This is a genomic window from Bacteroidales bacterium, assembly GCA_014860585.1.
Taxonomy (GTDB): Bacteria; Bacteroidota; Bacteroidia; order Bacteroidales; family 4484-276; genus RZYY01.
Genome location: JACZJL010000043.1, coordinates 1 through 18,239 on the forward strand (window position 1 = coordinate 1; position 18,239 = coordinate 18,239).

The 18,239-nt window shown below is 43.2% G+C and carries 15 protein-coding genes; 6 read left to right on the forward strand and 9 right to left on the reverse strand.

The annotated features are described in order from the left end of the window. The first annotated feature begins 73 nt into the window (after positions 1 to 73). The 3 genes from IH598_04990 to IH598_05000 are packed head-to-tail and all read left to right on the forward strand — an operon-like array spanning position 74 to position 1,719. Positions 74 to 589 carry a sigma-70 family RNA polymerase sigma factor gene (locus tag IH598_04990; GenBank protein ID MBE0637854.1) on the forward strand — a complete coding sequence of 172 codons (516 nt, stop codon included), beginning with the start codon at positions 74 to 76 and terminating at the stop codon, positions 587 to 589. Beyond that, positions 570 to 1,160, forward strand: coding sequence for a hypothetical protein (locus IH598_04995; GenBank protein ID MBE0637855.1), 591 nt, complete (start codon positions 570 to 572; stop codon positions 1,158 to 1,160). The genes IH598_04990 and IH598_04995 overlap by 20 nt, the downstream gene beginning before the upstream one ends. 10 nt (positions 1,161 to 1,170) lie before the next feature. Then, the gene (locus tag IH598_05000) at positions 1,171 to 1,719 is read left to right on the forward strand and encodes a DUF4252 domain-containing protein (protein MBE0637856.1); all 549 of its coding nucleotides are present in this window, start codon (positions 1,171 to 1,173) and stop codon (positions 1,717 to 1,719) included. A 71-nt stretch (positions 1,720 to 1,790) separates the two neighbouring features. On the opposite strand, the gene IH598_05005 is transcribed toward IH598_05000, so the two are convergent. The 4 genes from IH598_05005 to IH598_05020 form a co-directional block, all read right to left on the reverse strand. Further along, on the reverse strand, positions 1,791 to 3,956 hold the full coding sequence (locus IH598_05005; GenBank protein MBE0637857.1) for a S46 family peptidase: 2,166 nt from the start codon (positions 3,954 to 3,956) through the stop codon (positions 1,791 to 1,793). A 24-nt stretch (positions 3,957 to 3,980) separates the two neighbouring features. Beyond that, positions 3,981 to 5,072, reverse strand: coding sequence for a mannose-1-phosphate guanylyltransferase (locus tag IH598_05010; GenBank protein MBE0637858.1), 1,092 nt, complete (start codon positions 5,070 to 5,072; stop codon positions 3,981 to 3,983). A 136-nt stretch (positions 5,073 to 5,208) separates the two neighbouring features. Further along, a complete protein-coding gene (locus tag IH598_05015; GenBank protein MBE0637859.1) occupies positions 5,209 to 5,817 on the reverse strand; it encodes a SprT-like domain-containing protein in 609 nt (202 codons plus the stop codon). Between the two features lie 351 nt (positions 5,818 to 6,168). After that, positions 6,169 to 6,342, reverse strand: a complete 174-nt coding sequence (locus IH598_05020; protein ID MBE0637860.1) for a hypothetical protein — start codon at positions 6,340 to 6,342, stop codon at positions 6,169 to 6,171. Between the two features lie 55 nt (positions 6,343 to 6,397). Here IH598_05020 and IH598_05025 point away from each other — a divergent pair, with 55 nt between their 5' ends. Together IH598_05025 and IH598_05030 are read left to right on the forward strand one after the other, a co-directional pair. Continuing rightward, positions 6,398 to 7,657: an ATP-binding protein gene (locus IH598_05025; GenBank protein ID MBE0637861.1), complete on the forward strand. Its 1,260-nt coding sequence runs from the start codon at positions 6,398 to 6,400 to the stop codon at positions 7,655 to 7,657. 524 nt (positions 7,658 to 8,181) lie between these two features. After that, positions 8,182 to 9,429: an ATP-binding protein gene (locus tag IH598_05030; GenBank protein MBE0637862.1), complete on the forward strand. Its 1,248-nt coding sequence runs from the start codon at positions 8,182 to 8,184 to the stop codon at positions 9,427 to 9,429. Between the two features lie 24 nt (positions 9,430 to 9,453). Here the strand turns inward: IH598_05030 and IH598_05035 are convergent, their stop codons facing one another. The 3 genes from IH598_05035 to IH598_05045 all read right to left on the reverse strand — a co-directional run bounded on the left by IH598_05035 (position 9,454) and on the right by IH598_05045 (position 15,396). Further along, positions 9,454 to 11,514, reverse strand: coding sequence for a histidine kinase (locus IH598_05035; protein MBE0637863.1), 2,061 nt, complete (start codon positions 11,512 to 11,514; stop codon positions 9,454 to 9,456). 87 nt (positions 11,515 to 11,601) lie between these two features. Further along, positions 11,602 to 12,357, reverse strand: coding sequence for a response regulator transcription factor (locus IH598_05040; GenBank protein MBE0637864.1), 756 nt, complete (start codon positions 12,355 to 12,357; stop codon positions 11,602 to 11,604). A gap of 255 nt (positions 12,358 to 12,612) precedes the next feature. After that, positions 12,613 to 15,396, reverse strand: a complete 2,784-nt coding sequence (locus IH598_05045) for a T9SS type A sorting domain-containing protein (protein ID MBE0637865.1) — start codon at positions 15,394 to 15,396, stop codon at positions 12,613 to 12,615. Between the two features lie 360 nt (positions 15,397 to 15,756). Between IH598_05045 and IH598_05050 the strand changes: the two genes are divergently transcribed. Then, positions 15,757 to 16,446, forward strand: coding sequence for a queuosine precursor transporter (locus IH598_05050; GenBank protein MBE0637866.1), 690 nt, complete (start codon positions 15,757 to 15,759; stop codon positions 16,444 to 16,446). Positions 16,447 to 16,467: 21 nt separating this feature from the next. Here the strand turns inward: IH598_05050 and IH598_05055 are convergent, their stop codons facing one another. Together IH598_05055 and IH598_05060 are read right to left on the reverse strand one after the other, a co-directional pair. Then, a complete protein-coding gene (locus tag IH598_05055) occupies positions 16,468 to 17,922 on the reverse strand; it encodes an MFS transporter (GenBank protein ID MBE0637867.1) in 1,455 nt (484 codons plus the stop codon). 14 nt (positions 17,923 to 17,936) lie between these two features. Next, a partial coding sequence (locus IH598_05060) for a hypothetical protein (GenBank protein ID MBE0637868.1) occupies positions 17,937 to 18,239 on the reverse strand: 303 nt, incomplete at its 5' end.

The following is an 18,239-nucleotide window of genomic DNA, read 5'->3' on the forward strand; positions in this document are numbered from 1 at the left end:
AGAGTTTTTCTCTGAGCCAGAGAAATAAAGTTTCTTTGTAACAGAATCCAAACCTAATCGTCTTGAAATCTAAATGACGGCAAAAGAGTTTTGCAATCGGGTTTTACCTTTACAGGACAAGCTTTACAGGCTTTCCCGTCGGATTTTAAACAATGCAGAAGATGCTGAGGATGCCGTGCAGGAGGTCTTTTACAAGTTGTGGTTGAAAAATGAAGAGTTGGATTCGTTCAAAAGTCTGGAAGCCTTTGCCATGGTGGTTACTAAAAACTTTTGCCTCGACAGGGTAAAATCCAAAAGCCACCAAAAAGCAGAGCTTACTGTAATGAACGAACCCATTGACAGCCACTCACCGGAAAAGATGGCGGAGCAAAAGGATGAGATGGATGAGGTGCACAGAATCGTAAAAAAGCTGCCCGAACAACAACGGATGATTCTTCACCTGCGCGACATTGAAGGAATGGAGTACGATGAGATTGAGCAAATCATGGAGATGAACGCCAACGCCATCAGGGTAAATTTGTCGAGAGCAAGAAAAGCCATCAGAGAACAATTAACGGCAACACATAATTATGAATACCAGGGAGATTGAAAAATTATTAGACAGGTACTTTGAAGCTGAAACATCGCAGGAGGAGGAACAACTGCTGAAACAGTTCTTCCTTTCAGACAATGTTCCTGCACATTTACAACAACACATCCCACTTTTCAGGTTTGCAAATTCAGAAAGAACACTTTCAACAAAATCCGATGTTGAAACCTTTCTGATGAAGAAAATCGAACAAAGTAAACGCGTTTCATTCAAAAGCAGGCGCATGTGGTATGTTGTATCAGGTGTGGCAGCTTCAGTTTTATTGCTGTTGACTATCATCACCGAAACGCGGCAGACCAATGTTGTTGCCGACAGAAACTATTCACCGGAAGAGATCCAGTTAGCCTGGCTGCAAACAAAAGAGGTGCTTGCATATACTTCAGGAAAAATAAACCGGGGGACAGATCCACTGGGTAATGTTTCAAAAATCAATTCCGGTGCGTCAGCTATAAATCAACTCGGCAAACTTGATGAGGGGATGACTCAACTCAATCAAGGGCTTAAAAGGATAGATGGTGGTGTGGATCATTTAAGCAAATTCTCAAAATTTAATTTATTAACTAATCAATAATCAATTTACAATGAAAAAGACAATTTTTGTTTTTGCAGTTATTGCATGGGTAAGCACGTCAGGAATCGCTCTGGCGCAGAATACAACCAATAACATGTTCAAAAAGTATGGCTCTGGCGATGGCTTTACAGTGGTGAGCATCAATAAAGACTTATTTACACTGCTGCTTGAGATTGGCCAGGAAACAGATGCCCAAGAAATTAGCGAGGTACAGGAGGTGATTAAAGGACTTGAAACGATCAAAATTTTGATGTACGATGCTAATAAAGGAACCGACCCTTCATTTTTACCTAAATTCAAAGAGGAACTGGATGCAATGAAACTGAACGAATACAGCGAATTGATGATGGTGAGAGAGCAGGATGATATTGTTAGATTTATGATCCGCAAGGATGGCGAGATCATCAATGAATTGCTTCTTCTTATCAGCCAGCCTGATGAAGCAGGATTTGTAAGCATTACCGGTAATATCAACATTAAATCCATCGCCAAGATTTCCAGAACCATGAACATCCAGGGACTTGAAAACCTGGAGAAGATCAACCAGAAAGAAGAGTAGTTTCCTGTATGCATAAAAAAAACGGGGTGACTTTCGGCTACCCCGTTTTTTCGTGTATATAAAGCAACAGATTACCTGCTTTTTGGCACAATGGTCAGTTCATCAATAATATTTTTGGCGCCGGCAAATTTATCAATAATAAAAAGAATATATCGAACATCCACCGAGATGGTGCGCTGCAAGGCAGGTTCAAAGGCAATGTCGCCGCTCATGGCTTCCCAATTGCCATCGAAGGCAATCCCGATGAGTTCGCCTTTGGCATTCATTACGGGGCTTCCGCTGTTGCCGCCGGTGATGTCGTTGTTTGAGATGAACGCAACGATCATATCCCCATTCTGGCCATAATTGCCATAATCCTTTTTGCTGTAAAGTTCTTTAAGTTTCTCAGGCACTTCAAACTCCCAGTTGGTCGGGTCTTCTTTTTCCATCACACCGGAGAGGGTGGTGATGTAATTGTAATGCACGGCGTCGGCGGGATAATAATCGCCGATTGTTCCATAAGTAAGGCGCATGGTGGAATTGGCATCGGGGTAAAAGTCTTTATTCGCTCCCGCCATTTCGCGCAATCCTCTAATGTAAAGCCGGTCGCCTTTTGCAGCCAGGCTGCTGACTTCGGATTGCAAGGGTCTGAATTTATTTTGAAGATCAGCGAACGCTTTAGCCAGTTCAAAAACCGGATCGTTGTTTAAGACTTTTGCCGAGGGTTTGTCAAGGAATTTATTCACACCTGCAGGGCTTGAAAATATTGTTTTGCCAAAGATATAACCGGCATAGGCTGTAAAATCGCCTTTGTATTTCTTATGTATTTCGGACAGGATTGCCGGCTGATCTTGTGCAGGGACATTTTGATAGTATTTCTGCAGCATCACACCAAGAAGTTCCTGGTCGAGCGGAGCATGATAATTTTTAAAAAAACCTTCGACCGACTTGCGCAGGCTCGCAATTTCGGCATCCACCGCTGCCTGGTCTGGTTTCTTTTCCATGAGCAGTTCGCCAAGTTTGTTAAAGCGGCGGGAGAACATCAGGATTTCGCTGCCGCGGCTGATGGCCTCGCTGAGATAAATGCCGGGAAGGTTATATTCCCGCTGTTTAGCCACAGCGTTCTTGCGCATGTTGAGCACTTCACCGTAAACCTCTTTTCGCTTCTGGTCAGCATTGACCCAATCGGTAAATGCGGCCTCTTCGGCACGTTTTTTATCCACTACTTTGAGTCGCTTCAAACCACGGGTCTGACCGATGAAATATTTCCAATAGTTGGATGTTCCGGCGTATTTGGAGGCATATTGAATCCTGACAGCATCCGAAGCATCCATGTATTTCCGCATGGTGTTAAGTTTGGCTTCGCGGATAGAAACCACTGTGGGGTTACTTTCTTCGATGGCCAACTCTACTCCCCATGAGGAGCGATAGCGATCCGTGCTTCCCGGGTAGCCCATGATCATGGTAAAATCGCCATTTTCAACTCCATCGAGAGAGATGGGGAGATGATGTTTGGGTTTTAACGGAATGTTCTCTTTAGAGTAATCGGCCGGTTTTCCATCGGGGCCCGTATAAACCCTGAAAATGGAGAAATCGCCGGTGTGTCGTGGCCACATCCAGTTGTCGGTGTCTGCGCCATATTTACCGATGGATGATGGCGGTGCGCCAACCAGTCGAATATCTTTAAAGACCTCGTAAACGAAAAGGTAAAACTCGTCACCGGCAAAAAAGCTCCTCACACTCGCGTTGTAGTGGGTATCTTTTGTGGCTTCATCGCTGAGTGTTTTCCCGATTTTTCTGATTTCCTCATTGCGTTGCTCCTCAGTCATCCCATCATTTATGACAGCTAGCACCTTATCGGTCACCTCTTCAATCCGGATTAAAAAAGTGGCAGTAAGACCAGGATTTGCAAGCTCTTCCTCCTGGCTCATTGCCCAGAAGCCATCGGTAAGATAATCGTGTTCAACCGTGCTGTGTGACTGAATTTGCCCGTAACCGCAGTGGTGATTGGTGAAAATCAGGCCTTTTGATGATACGATTTCGCCTGTGCAACCACGGCCAAAAATGATGATGGCATCTTTAAGGCTTGAATTGTTGATGCTGTAAATCTCTTCAGCAGTGAGCTTCAATCCGGCTTTCTGCATGTCAACATAGTTGAGCCGCTCGATAAACAGTGGCAGCCACATCCCCTCATCTGCCCTGGTTTGAAGGCTAAGGGCAAGAATTAGCGCGACAAAGAATACGTGTAGTTTTTTCATTTAGTAAATGTTTTAGTTATTGGATTAAATAAATTTCTCTCCTTTTTTTGTTTTGATGTCGCCAACGAACTTCCTGATTTCCTGTTCGTCATCTTTTCGGCAGATGAGCAGGGCATTGTCCTCTTCCACCACGATGTAATTGTCCAATCCCTGCAAAACCACGAGCTTTCCTTTTGGCATGTTGATGATACAATTTGAGGTATTGTATAGCATCACATCATCGCCAACCACCGCATTCTTGTATTCATCTTTTTCCCTTGTATCATAGAGCGATCCCCAGGTTCCAAGGTCCGACCAGTCGAAGTCGGCTGAAAGGACATAAACATTGGTGGCTTTTTCCATGATGCCGTAATCGATTGAAATCTTGCGGCAACCGGCGTAAATTTCGTTGATGAATGTTTTTTCTCCTTCGGTATTGTACACTCCAATGCCCTCTTTAAAAAGGTCATTAATGTCGTCGAGGTATTCTTCGAAGGCTTTGTTGATGGTCTTGAGCGACCAGATGAATATTCCTGCATTCCAGAGGAAATCTCCGCTTGCAAGGAATTTTTCTGCCAATTCGTGATTGGGTTTTTCAGTAAAGGTTTTTACCTTGCGAAGCTGATGGTTACCGGAGTCTTTTATGCTGTCGTCAAATTGAATGTATCCGTATCCTGTGTCGGGTCGGGTTGGTTTTATTCCGAGGGTAATAAGCCAGGGATTTTCAGCAGCAGCTTTCAATGCTGCGTTAATATTCACTGCAAAAAGTTCTTCATCCATGATGAGGTGATCGGAAGGGGCAACCACTATGTTGGCATCGGGGTTAATGGACTGAATTTTAAAATTTGCATAAGCAATGCAAGGGGCTGTATTGCGCATCGCCGGCTCGAGTAAAATATTGTTCACCGGTAAATCCGGCAGTTGGTGCCTTACCTGGTTTGCGTAAATCTCGTTGGTTACAATAAAAATGTTTTCTTTTGGACAGATTCGTTCGAAACGCCTAAAAGTACGTTGAATCAACGTTTCTCCTGTTCCCAGGATATCAATGAACTGCTTTGGGCGCGTGGTTCGGCTCATCGGCCAGAACCGCGCCCCTATCCCTCCGGCCATGATTACACAGTAGTTGTTTTTATGCATGTTTTTGCGATTTATTTTTAAATGAACCCGGATTCGTTTTGCAATCCATTGGCTTTTCAATGTTTAGATGCAAATTGTGTTGTTAAGGTTGCCATTGAATTGCCGGCAAATTTATTAAAATACAATGTTTTAAACGCTATTTTTCCGGATAAACTTCAGCAAGCGGATTAAAAACATAGTTCCGGTTGTTATCAAGAGAGATGCAGAGGAAGTTTTTCCGCCGTTTTCCCAACTTCTGAAAACGTCTCCCATCATTTAAAGCAAAGATAGTTTTCTCGGGAAGTGTTTCCAAAAGTGTTCCTCTTTTTGCAGTGTCATAGCTTTTCAGTGTTCTTGCCATCGTAACATCAGATGAGGATGCTGCAAAAATACGGGACTGATCAGGCTGCATAATATCGAGAACATCCTGTGGGAAAAAGTCAATACTCAGAAATGGCTTCTGCAACTGTCGCAGGGTTTGTTTCCATTCTTCACCATGCGGCTGAACACGGTCTTTGTACTTTATCCACACCAGGTGATGAGCCAATTCATGCAAAAAAGTCAAAAGAAATGAATACGGGTTCAGGTTATGGTTTAATGTAATTTTTGAGATTGCTCCATTTATCCCAGGTCTGAAATCGCCCAGTTTAGTTCGTCTGTGCCTGGTGATTACCAGTTGCACTTTGTATTTGATGAGCATCTCATAAACCGGTTTAACGGCCTGTTCAGGGAGGTATTGCTTAAGTATTTCGTAATTTTTCTCCAAATTTTCAGTTAGCTGATCGTTTAACCTATTGTTTCATTTTAGTAATTAGTGCTAGCCAGAAAACTCTTAATGTTGAAAATCATTGTTTGCCCCAACCCTCCCGAAGTCTCGGGATAAATTCCGGGAGCAATGATTTTCAACGATTTACTCCCTTAAGGGCGGGGTAAATAAATCGTTGAAAATCAATTTTAGGGTGTTTTCTGGCAAACACTAATTAATTCTCTTACTTTCAAAAGCAATTAATTTAGTTTGAGGCAAAGAAAACATCAAATCTCAAATACGTAATAACTCAACACTACCCACTTCGCAGCCGTCGAGCAAGCATCACTCCATTTAACTCAACTCCCAACTTTATGAACTCCATGTCCCCTTTGAATTCCGGGTAATACTATAAAGGCATCCCAAAGTCCCTTTCGCTTCGCCCTGCTCATCTTTCAGATCAATGATCTCCATGGTGATCTTTCTTTTCAGCTTTTGGTTGGTATAAAAGTTCAGAAGGTGCATCATAAATTGAATATTGCTCATTGTATTGGGCAATTTATTATATTTTTGCCCATTATAACAGATAAAAACGGCAACAATGATTACAAGAGAAAAGCTGAAGGAAATCCTGGCCACATGGAAGCATGAAATTTTGAACACTGAAATCTTCGAAAGGGATGTCTATTTGGTTGTAAGGGAGCAATTTTTGAATCCGGTACCACTGGTATTGCATGGATTAAGGCGATCGGGTAAAACATTTATAATGTACAAGCTTATGAAGGAATTCCCTGATTCCGCTTATGTAAATTTTGAAGATGAGCGTTTTACCGGCGCCGGACCCGAGGTTTTAGATGAAGTGTATGCTACTTACATCAGTGATTCGGATGCATCAAGGCCGACGATCTTTCTTGATGAAGTTCAAAATATTCCGGGATGGGAAAAGTTTGTTGCCCGGCTTCATTCAAAAGTGAAATTTGTGATCTCAGGTTCAAATGCAACCTTGCTGAGTTCTGAGTATTCGTCAGCGCTTACAGGAAGGCACGTTCCTATGCGCATATTTCCGTTGTCATTCACCGAATTTGTTTCCGCCACCGGGAAGGGAAACCTGAACCCATTGCTCAGCGAACATAGAGCAAAGCTTCGGTCAATGCTCATCGAATACCTTGAGTTTGGCGGCTTCCCACAGGCTTCACTGCTTAAAGATAAGCTCCTGCTCAGGTCAACATTTGATGCCATCATTTTCAGGGATGTAATCCCCCGGTTCGATATCAGAAATCCCCTGGGGCTGGAGGCGCTTGCACGATACCTGATTTCGAATCCCGGAAAGCCTTTCTCCTTTCGCAACCTTACTTCAGTATCCAACATCAGGCATGAAGACACGGTGAAGGCATATATCGGCTTTCTGGAAAAAGCCTATCTGATTTTTAATCTTCCGCGATTTGACTATTCCATCAGGAAACAGGCTGCCAACCTAAAAAAGGTTTATCCTGCTGACGTAAGTTTTGCACGTTTTTCAGGAAGCTTCTTTTCGGATGAAAGAGGGCGACTGCTTGAAACTATTGTTTGCAATCAGCTTGTAAGCAAAGGCTACAACCTGTGTTACTGGAAAGATGAACGGGAGCGGGAAGTGGACTTTGTGGTTTGTGAGGGGCTGAAGCCTGTTTCACTGATACAGGTGTGCGAAACCATTGAAAACGAAAAAGTATGGAAAAGGGAAACAGAATCGCTGTTAAATGCAAAAGTATCGCTGGGATTGGAAGATGCCATCTTACTCGTCTATCAACATACCGAAATGCCCGCGGTTGAAGGCATTACTGTAAGAACTGTGTTGGACTGGCTGCTCGATACATCAGGTTGAGTTATCTGCGGTAAGCCTTTTGGTTCACAAACTGCCTGATCATAGCGGCGCCCCAAACACTACCCTCGTTCCTCTGGTTTGACCCTGCTCGTCTTTTAGTGTTTTATTTCCTATTTTCTTGCTTTTTTTGGCAGAACTTTCAAATGACAAACATCAAAAGACAAATAAATACAAAAACTCAAGTCCCAAACTGATACAAATTAATTCCTGCCTGACTGCGTGAGGAAATCAGGGCAGTCAGGCCTGCTTTCACTGTTTGGATTTTTGTTCCTTTGCACATTGGGTTTTATTTGAGATTTGTTTATTGTATTTTGTCCGCAGGACTCCTTTGGAGTAATTTCTGATTTATCCAGGTTAGATTTATAATCTCCATGTTAATCTTGAGGTGTAACTCGCGGTAATTGCGTTATTGGTCTTAGGTGTGATGCTATCGTAAGGAAGTCAGAAGTCTTTGTATCAGTAAAAAACTATCTTAATTCAATAATTTACGTAAATTTGTGCATTATAATTATTCTTTATCAATTATGATACGAGATATTGTTTTGATTCAGAAACGGGAACTGGAGCAACGGCTGCAGGAAAAGTATGTTTCGAGAGACGCCGATTTTACTGCAGGGTCATCTGATATGATTCATGTGATCATAGGCCCAAGAAGAGCCGGAAAATCATTTTTCGGAATGCACCAACTGGTTCAGGGCGAAAAGTTTGCCTTCCTTAACCTGGATGACGAACGTCTTACCAGGGTTCAGAATTTTGATGAACTACTCGAAGCCATGATGGTTATTTATGACAATCCCAATCTCCTTTTACTGGATGAAATCCAAAATCTTCAGGATTGGGAGTTGATTATAAATCGCCTGCAAAGGCAGGGATTCCGGCTGATCATAACAGGAAGTAACTCAAACCTGCTGAGTAGCGAATTGGCAACCCATCTCACCGGAAGGCATTTGCCTGTTTACATTTTTACTTTTAGTTTCAGCGAGTATCTTGCAACATTTTCAAACGAATTGACAACGCCGGAAAAAAAAGAGAAGTTCAACGATTGGCTTATCAACGGGGGATATCCCGAGCCACTGATGAAAGGGCTAAATGTAAAGCAATATCTGCAGGTGTTGTTCGATTCGGTACTTTACAAAGACATTGTAAAAAGATACAAAATTCGTCAGCCCGATTCCCTTGAAAATCTTGCTGTGTGGCTGATTTCAAATATTGCCGCTGAATTTTCGCTCAACTCAATCTGCGATCAGGTGCAATTGTCGAGTGTGCATACGGTAAAAAAGTACCTGCATTATCTCGAAGAATCTTTTGTGCTCTTTACGCTTTCACTGTTTTCATTTAAGGTTGGCGAACAGCAGCGGGGAAATAAGAAGATTTACTGCTTCGACAACGGATTTCGCCAGGCAAAAGGATTTCAGTTCAGTAACGATTGGGGCAAACTACTGGAGAATGCTGTGGCTGCCGAACTTTTTAAAAGATGCCGTTATGAAGGCTTAAAATTGTTTTACTGGAAGGACAGAGATCAGCAGGAGGTAGATTTTGTTGTTCAGGCCGGCACACAGGTAAGCGAACTTATTCAGGTGTGCTGGGATGTGACACAAACCAAAACCCTTGACAGAGAGGTCAGGTCGTTATTAAAAGCCTCCGGTAAACTCAATTGTGACAGATTATTGATTATAACTATGGAAGAGGAGAAAACAGAGGAATTTTCCTGGTTCGGCGTACAACGTAACATTGAGTTCGTTCCAGCTTGGAAATGGATACAGGGAAAATGATTGTGGCTTTACCATTCAGCCAAATCAGAGAGGAATCCCAAACACCACCCTCGTCCCTCTCGCTTCGCCCTGTTCATCTTTCAGGTCAATGATCTCCATGGTGATCTTACGGCGGAGCTTGCGGTTGATGACTTTGATGCGTTCCTGGGTGGTGGAGGTGGCGAGTGATTTATGGTCTTTGTCGAATTTTTGACGGAGTTCACCTGCTTTCTCACGTCCAATGCCATCGTCTTCGATAGTTAATATTAATCCCTGGCCGTTGCGGGTGTAGCTGATGCTGATGTTGCCTTTGGTTTCCCTATGCTTGATCCCGTGCTCGATGGCATTTTCGATAAAGGGCTGGGCGAGCATGGGCGGAACAAAAATGTTTTCCGGATCGAGAATGTCGTCCACATGTATGTTGTAATCAAACTTTTCGGGGAAACGGACTTTCTGCAACTCCAGGTAATTTTCTATGGTACTCATCTCTTTCTGCAGGGTAATATATTCCTCAACCGAACTGTCAAGAATATGGCGTACCAGTTTAGAAAAACGGGATAAATATTTGCTTGCTTTATCCGGCTCTTCATCGAGGATAAAATTCTGGATGCTGGTGAGCGAGTTAAAGATAAAATGGGGGTTCATTTGCGAACGGAAAAGCTTTTGTTGTAAAAGCAGGTTTTGCTGCTCGTTGCGGAGCTTGTTCTGGCGAAGGATTAGCCAGGCATAGAGCAGCACGCTCACTACCAGTCCTCCCAGCCCGATCAGGAATCCCCTCGACTGCCTTAATTTCAAATCCTGGAATTCATTTTCCTTCGACAGGGCTTTAATCTGCTCTTCTTTTCGCTCGGTTTCGTATTTGGTTTGTAGTTCGATGATATCCCGGTTTCGTTTCAGGAGGTTAAGCGTGTCGCCCGCAAGGGACATCGCTATATGATATTTTAATGCTTCCTTCGTTCTGTCTTGTTTTTGACAGATTTCAAAAAGATAATAATACATCCATTCGCCCCATTCCCAAATCATTTCCTTCCTGGATTGCAGTGGTAAGGGTACATAAAGCTCATAACCCCATGTAGCTATAAACTTCAGTGAATCATAACGGTACCAGGATTTCCGTGACAGCATCTCCTCAAAGTGTTTTTCAGATTCGAGAAATTGCTTTTCTGCATTCTCCAAGTCGAACATATCGGTATAATATCCTCCAAGGATGTTTGAGGAATAAAGCGCCATGATGATAAATCCGTTGTTATCATACCATGCTAAACATTTCTTTAGTATCAATATAGCCGTATCTGTTTCGCCGGCTGAATGGTGGTACATGCTCAGCCAGACCAATGCACGGTATTTCTGAGCTATAAAACTCATGTTTTTGTCAGGAAATTCCAGCGCTTTGAGAAAATAGATTTTTGCACTGTCCATCATTCCCATACTTAAGTAATCAGCACCTATAGTCCATGTTATGATCAATTCCTCAATTTCAGGGAAATTGTTTTTTCTCATGACATCCAATAATTGAAGCCGGTATTTGAGCGATTCAGCGTTCTTTCCCATGAGTACTTGAGTCTGAGCTTTACCCATTCCAAAATGTACTGAATCTATAATACTACCCGCGATGTGTCCTCCCGGCACGCGTTCATTGCACTTCTCAATTGCCAGGTTACCATATTCGACAGCTTTTTCATAATTACCAGCATAAAAGTGTGTTCTTGCAATATCGTAATAAATCCAGTATGCTATTCTTTTATTTTCGAGCCTTTCGACAATCGATAATGCTTCGTAGTAGTTCTGTAATGCCTTCGGGTAATTGCTCAGGAAATGTTGGAGATGTCCTTTGTTTCTGAATGCATCGGCTTTTCCGGCTTCGTAATTCAGCCGGACTGCCAGTTCCATGGCTTCGTCTGCGTACTTTCTGCTGAGTGCTGTATCCTCAAAGTGCAGGGACGTCGCCAACCAGTTGAGTGTATTCACCCGTTCCTCGTCATGTTGCTCTGGTAAAATCTGCAACAGGCTATCAACATTGTAAGTTTTAAGACACAGGAATTTCTGCGCTGTTGCTACGAGCCCGAAAAACAACAAAAGGAAACAGGTGAAATTTCTCAACAACATAACAGAAAAATTTGGAGCTTGAATTAGAATAATAACGACAGTGACGAATTTTTTTCCTTAAGGAGCAAGTTGCCGAATGACAGCTTTTTAGATTTGCGTTATTCTTTGAATCATTTCCAGCAACTGCTCTTTTTTGCGCGATGCTACAGGCAGCTTAATCTCGTTTTCCAGCACAATCACTCCACCTTCTGCCTTTTCGAACCGGTCAATGTAAACCAGGTTGATCAGGTACGACTTATGTACCCTGAAAAATCCGAATTCACTCAGCATTTCATCGTATTCTTTCAGGGTGTTCGATACGAGTATCTTCTTCCCGTTCAGCAGGTAAAAATTGGTGTAATTGTCCTGGCATTCACAATAAATGATATCCTGGAGCTTTACCAGGTGAATATTATCGAAGGTTTTCAGAATGATCTTTTTCTTCGACTTGTCGGGTGTATGCATGTTATCCGCCAGCGTACCGAGCTGCTGATTCAGTTCATGGATCACCAGTTTTTCGGCTTTCTTCACAGCTTCTGCAAGGTCGGCGGGATCGACCGGTTTGAGGAGATAATCGAGTGCGCTGAACTTTATAGCTTTGATGGCAAACTGGTCGTAAGCCGTGATGAAGATCACTTTAAAATCGACCGGTTCGAGCTGCTTCAGCAAATCAAAGCCGGTTCCGTCGTCCATTTTTATATCGAGCAAAACGAGGTCGGGATTATGCTTCTTTATGGCTTTTATGCCGGATTCAACGCTATTCGCTTCGGCAACAACCCTGATTTGTGGACAATATCTCTTAAGGAGTTTTTCCAGGGTTTTGCGAGCGCTCTGTTCGTCATCGATGAGGATGGTGCGGAGCATGTGACTTTTAAATTTTTTGATAAAGGTAAACATAATTTGCGAAACTCAAAATTCCAAATTCAAAAATTTAAAAGATCAAATTGACCAAACCGTCATTACGAATCCTGACCTTACAGGTGGAGCAAAGCAAGCAGGTTAGAAACCTGTTAAAACGAAAACAAAAACTGCAATCTAAAAAAAATCTAACCAAACAGGTTGTCCAGAACCTGTTTGGTTAATGGGATTGTAGATGTTCAATGTGAAAAGCATAATTCTTTAAAATTTCACCATCTTCCTCAATAAGTCCTTATCCCCTTTTTGCAACCGGCAGAAATAAACACCGGGAGCCATACTTCCGGCATCAAAGCTCAACTGGTTTTTCCCGGACTGGAGTTCTGATGCCTCTGTTTCATAAACAATTCTGCCGTGAATATCCAGTATGGATAGCTGAACAGAAGATTCAATTTCCAGGTAAAATTCAATGGTTGGTTTTGAGTTGATCGGATTGGGGAAAACTTGTAAGACAGCATTGCCGTAGTCTTTATTTTCAGCCAATACAATGGTAATCGAACTCTCATAACATCCCATATCAATTATTCCAAGGATACGCTGATTTCCACATAGGCAGGTTAACGGACAAATCCACTCCACTGGCAGATAACCCGGGTCAAGGGTTCCCGAATCTATACAAGGTGATGAATCTCCCAACAAATAAAGCCATCCTCCTGCGTTTACAAATTCAGGATCGTCTTCTATGTTAAATAGATATTCTCCCTGAAACCCCGGCGTAATCCCATACTCCCCGTCTTCTACATCGCAATAATAAACATTTAAAAACGGAACTGGATTATCCATTCTTATGCTGATCTGGCTTGCACCGATTACTGCCGTATTTCCCCAAAAAATACAATTGGTAAAGGTTGTTTTACCTCCCAGTTCCAGTTCATAAGCCCCTCCGTCGTCCACAGCATGGTTATCGGCGAAGGTGCAGTTCACAAAATGGGGACTGCTGTTATCCCAGGATAATCCGGCGCCACCACCACCTCCTACAAAGGTTGACTCGTTGTTATAGAACAGGCAGTTATCAACGACAGGATCAGAATGGGTTCCAATAATGATAGCCCCGCCCCAGCTGGATGAATTGTCATGGAAAATGCAATGAGAAATGTGCATAGAGCATTCGAACATGGCAATTGCACCCCCGGCTGGATTATTCATGGTGAATTTATCTGCTCCATTATATCTGAAAATACAGTGGCTGATCCCGATACTATCAACCAGATTAATCCGTATCGCCCCGCCGCAGTTATACCCGGTTTCTAATCCATAAGCATAGCTGTGCTCAAAAATACAATGATTTAATGCCGAATTCGGATTTGTAGCCGGTGTCTGATCCCAAACCATTCCGCCCCATTTGACATCCGGGTCAACTGCGGTAAATAGGATAGGAAGCTCTTCCGTTCCTTCGGCATGGAGGCATCCCTGGATGTCGAACCGTTCGGTTGTATTGAATTTAACTTCAACCCCGGGATCAATCGTCAATATTTCCCCATCAGGGATAATGAGATAGCCCATGACGATATAGGGCGAGCCTGCCAAAGTCCATGTACCGCTTACTTCATTTTCCCAGATGAGCGTGCCTGCCGGAAGCGCGGGGATCAGCTTTCCCATGTTTATTTCGTGAAATACGCCATCCCGGCCGTTCGCATTTATCGTACCCGGTGTACCCTGACCTTCCATATAGGTTTTCATCGAATGACCTGCCAGGTCTTTCAGGAATGAAGCAGCCACATGCTGAGCGTTACCCGATGCATTTGCCGAAATATCGTTAAGGGTTGAAGGGCTTGATTGGGTTGACCAGTTGTAATTTATTGTTGCAACATCACGGGTACCGTAATTCGTGTCGATTACATATTCAAGGATAGGCTCGCCTGCGATTTCCAGCGTGACTACATTACCGTAATGATGATACCAGTGCGTACTGCCAATCAGCCCCCAGTCAATGTCTTCAATGTTATTTCCAAGCGTGGCCAGCCCGGATTTTATCTTAAGCTGATCCATGGTATAGCCCCTGTATTCCAGTTGTACGTTAAGGTTTGGAAAACCAACACCAGCATCCGTAAAATGAGATAAAGCGGCATTTGGATCGGGATCGATATCATCATAATCGCGTGATGCGATATAATATGCCATCCACCATGAAATCCCGTTGTAGGTAAAGGTATGCCCGAAAGCCTGCGGTTCTGGTCCCGTGCCGTCGGCATCCCAGGCGGAAATGCCTTCATGGGCGGAAGCAAGGCCTGTAAAAGGCAACTCAGGCATGCCTTTTTTGAGGTAGCCGGAAAGCACATTGAAAAATATTCCATCCAGTCTTCCGTTACCATCAAAGAATATTCCTGTGGACTCTATTTCTCCGACCAACCTTATCTCATTACCATCAAGGTCCTGTAAAAAGGCGGCAGCAACCTCTTTCACAGGAGCGGAACTGTTTTGAGAATGATCAAACGGACGTGAATAACTGGTTTCAAACTGCCAGCGGTTGTAAACAGATTGATCATAGGAAGTAAAATTATTTTTACAGTAAAACAAGATCATAGGCTCGCCATTCAGTTCAATGAAACAATAGCCGTCATACCTGTTAAGATGATGCTTGTTATTGAACGTAAACCAGTCTTCTCCTTCAGTATCATTCCCCTCTGTAATCAACCCATTTTTTATTTTTACCTGGCCGGGAGAAAATCCATGATCAATAAGCGCTTGTTCGAAGAGCGGGAAACCGGTCATTCCGCCCAAAGCATGACATAATGCTGCATTCGGGTCGGGATCAATGTTATCATAATCCATAGAAGCGCAATAGTAACGTGATCCGCCCCATCCGAAAGGATGGGGATGACCAACAGCAGCAGGTTCATGACCTGTGCCATCGGCATCCCATATAGCAATCCCTTCATGGTTAGCAACCAGCCCCTCAAAAGGGATCTGGGCATTGGTGAAGAATCCGGTTAACAGTAAAATGAATACCGTTAACGCTGTTGATTGAAGTACTTTTTTTGTTTTCATAAGAACCTCCAAATTTTTAATTTAAAAAAATAGAATTAAACTTATTAAAATTGAGGTAAAATTACGACATTGAGAATCTGATAATGAATAAGATTAGTTAACGCCGGGGAATAATTAGTTATCGCCGGGAACTGGTGAGTTAATGTGTCTTGAAAAGATAATAACCACCGCGTTCGGCTCAGGCTCCGGCCTGAGCCGGATCTATTTCTGCAGGCTCTGCCTGCCATTTAGCGGCAGCATTGCTATTGAAACCTGTCAGCGTTTTAACGGCCTAACAACGTTTCCATCCAAAAACAGCTTGTTTTATCAATATTTTTGCTTTTTTCAAAACTCAAATCTCATTCAGTTGTTTAAAGCGCTATGGACGAGAAAAAGAAGGCCGTCGCCGAAAAAACTTACCTGATCCTTGCCGCGCTCTTTGTGGCAGCGCTGGTTACGGGCAACCTGATCTTTCAAAAGTTCTTCACCTGGAATCCTTTCGGATGGTTTGAATTTCAACTTTCGGTGGGCATTATTCCTTACCCCGTTACCTTTCTCGTCACCGACATCATTTCCGAAATCTATGGCAAAAAGAGGGCTAACCGCGTGGTACTTGCCGGGTTGTTTGCCAGTGCATTTATGCTCGGAATCATCATAATTTCTAATGCAGCTCCTGCAACCATCTGGTCTCCGGTGGATGATAGTGAGTTTAAAAAAGTATTCGGATTCACATTCATTGCTGTGGCTGCATCGCTGGCTGCTTACCTTCTCGCACAGCTGCTCGACGTACATATTTTTCATTACTGGAAAAGGGTAACCAATGGCAAACATCTCTGGTTGCGTAACAACGCCTCCACCTTCACTTCACAGTTTGTGGATACTTTCACGGTGTTGTTTCTGCTCTGCAGCTTTGGTGTGATCGAATGGACATACTTTTTAGGTCTTCTATGGAATGGCTATTTGTTCAAGATCATCATTGCTGCACTGGACACGCCGGTTATTTATGTCATGGTGTGGTGGATGCGAAGGTATTTCGGATTGAAAGCCAATGGGGCGGAATTGGAATTTTAATTTTCCATCATGCTTCTTTCCTCAGGATTTCTTTTTGACCGAAAGGAGCAAACGATCATAAATATAGAGCAGGATTGCCGTTCCAAATCCTATTCCTGCAAACACCATCCAGATATTCCCCGGCTGATAGGTATTCCAGAGATAAGTGGTCAGTTCAGTTTGGGTCATGTTCATCAGTTCAGCAGAGCGGCTGATAAAATCGTTTTGGGTAAAAGTCTCTGAAATGGGTTGAATATCGAGGTCTCTTGAAGTAACTTCTCTTTGAAGCAAAGTAATTTTGTCCGACATATTTCCATACACATCTCCCGAAAGAATGCCGGCGAAGAAATTTCCTCCGGCCATCGGCAGGAAAGAAGCCCCCATGTAAAGTGCTACTTTTTCTTTTGGTGCGATCCGACCGATATATTCAGTGATTTTTGGGGAGCTGGCCATTTCGCCCAAACCGAAGATCAAAATGGAGAAGAAGAGAAAAAACGGGTTATTGGTATAAAAAGTAAGTGCGAGCCCGATGGCGTTCACCAAAATCCCTGACATCATGGCGTTGAGCGGTTGATATTTCATCACCAGTGCCGAAACCAATATTTGAAACAGAATGATGTACAGTGCATCAACATTTGTCAGCATTTCAGGAGCAATGGTTCCCGCCGGAGTTCCAACGGCATTTGCCAAAGCCGGTGAAAAGTTGTGTAAAGCCGAATACAGCACCGAAGTATCCATCCACTGGTCAATAAAAACGGGAAGCGTGTAAAACAGCTGGTTATACATCGTCCAGAACCCGGTAATAATAACCAGGAACAGCACCAGCTTGATATCGCTCAATGCAGTGCCGATATTTTTGAAAATCGTGAGGATGGATTGCCCGAGCGATGCTTCACTTTTCTCACGTGCAGGCTCTTTGAAAAGTAACAGTACGATAACCAGATTGAGCAATGAAACGGCCGACGAGATCATAAAAACGTATTGCCAGTCAATTCCCCTCATTTTTGAAGCGACGAATGGACCGACAAATGCCCCTATATTTACCATCATGTAAAAAATCCCAAAACCGATGGAGGAAGTTTCTGAGTCGGTGGTTTTAGCAATGGTAGCTGAGATGACCGGCTTGAACAAAGCTGCCCCAACAGCCACAAACATGAACACGGCATACATCGAAGCGTAGGATTTCACAAAACCCATTCCCATATACCCGGCAGCAAGGATGATATAAGCAATGATCAGGGTTTTCCGGTAGCCGTACCTGTCGGCCAAAGCGCCGGTTATCAGCGGCAGGAAATAAAGAATGGCCACAACAGGTCCCATCAGGTAACCTTTCTGTTCCTGCGAAAAGCCGAGTGCTCCTGTATCTTTCGATCCGGTGAGGTAGAGGGCAAAAAGCATGAACATCCCATACCATGCCCATCGCTCGAAAAGCTCCATGGTATTGGCTGTCCAGAAAGTGCGCGGGAATTTTTTAATAACCAGTGTGATCCTGTTCATCATTAATCGTTTGTTTATAAATTTGTCCTTGGATGAAATTTCTTTCGTTGCTTTCGTCTTGAAATCAGCATGGCCATCAGCAGGTAGATAAAAATGATCAGACCACTGATAATGACAATGGCGATGATCCAGGTGATGGTGAGGGAGTTTTTCAGGTTTTCAACTCTTGATGGCTCAATCTTATCCTTTTCCAATTCATAACCGTTAAGATCAAGCGGTTCTGGTATGTCAAATCCCAATTTAATTTTTTCATTTAGTTTCATGTATTCTGCAAAGTACTTCTCGGCACTGTCCTGGATATTTAATCCAGCATAAAT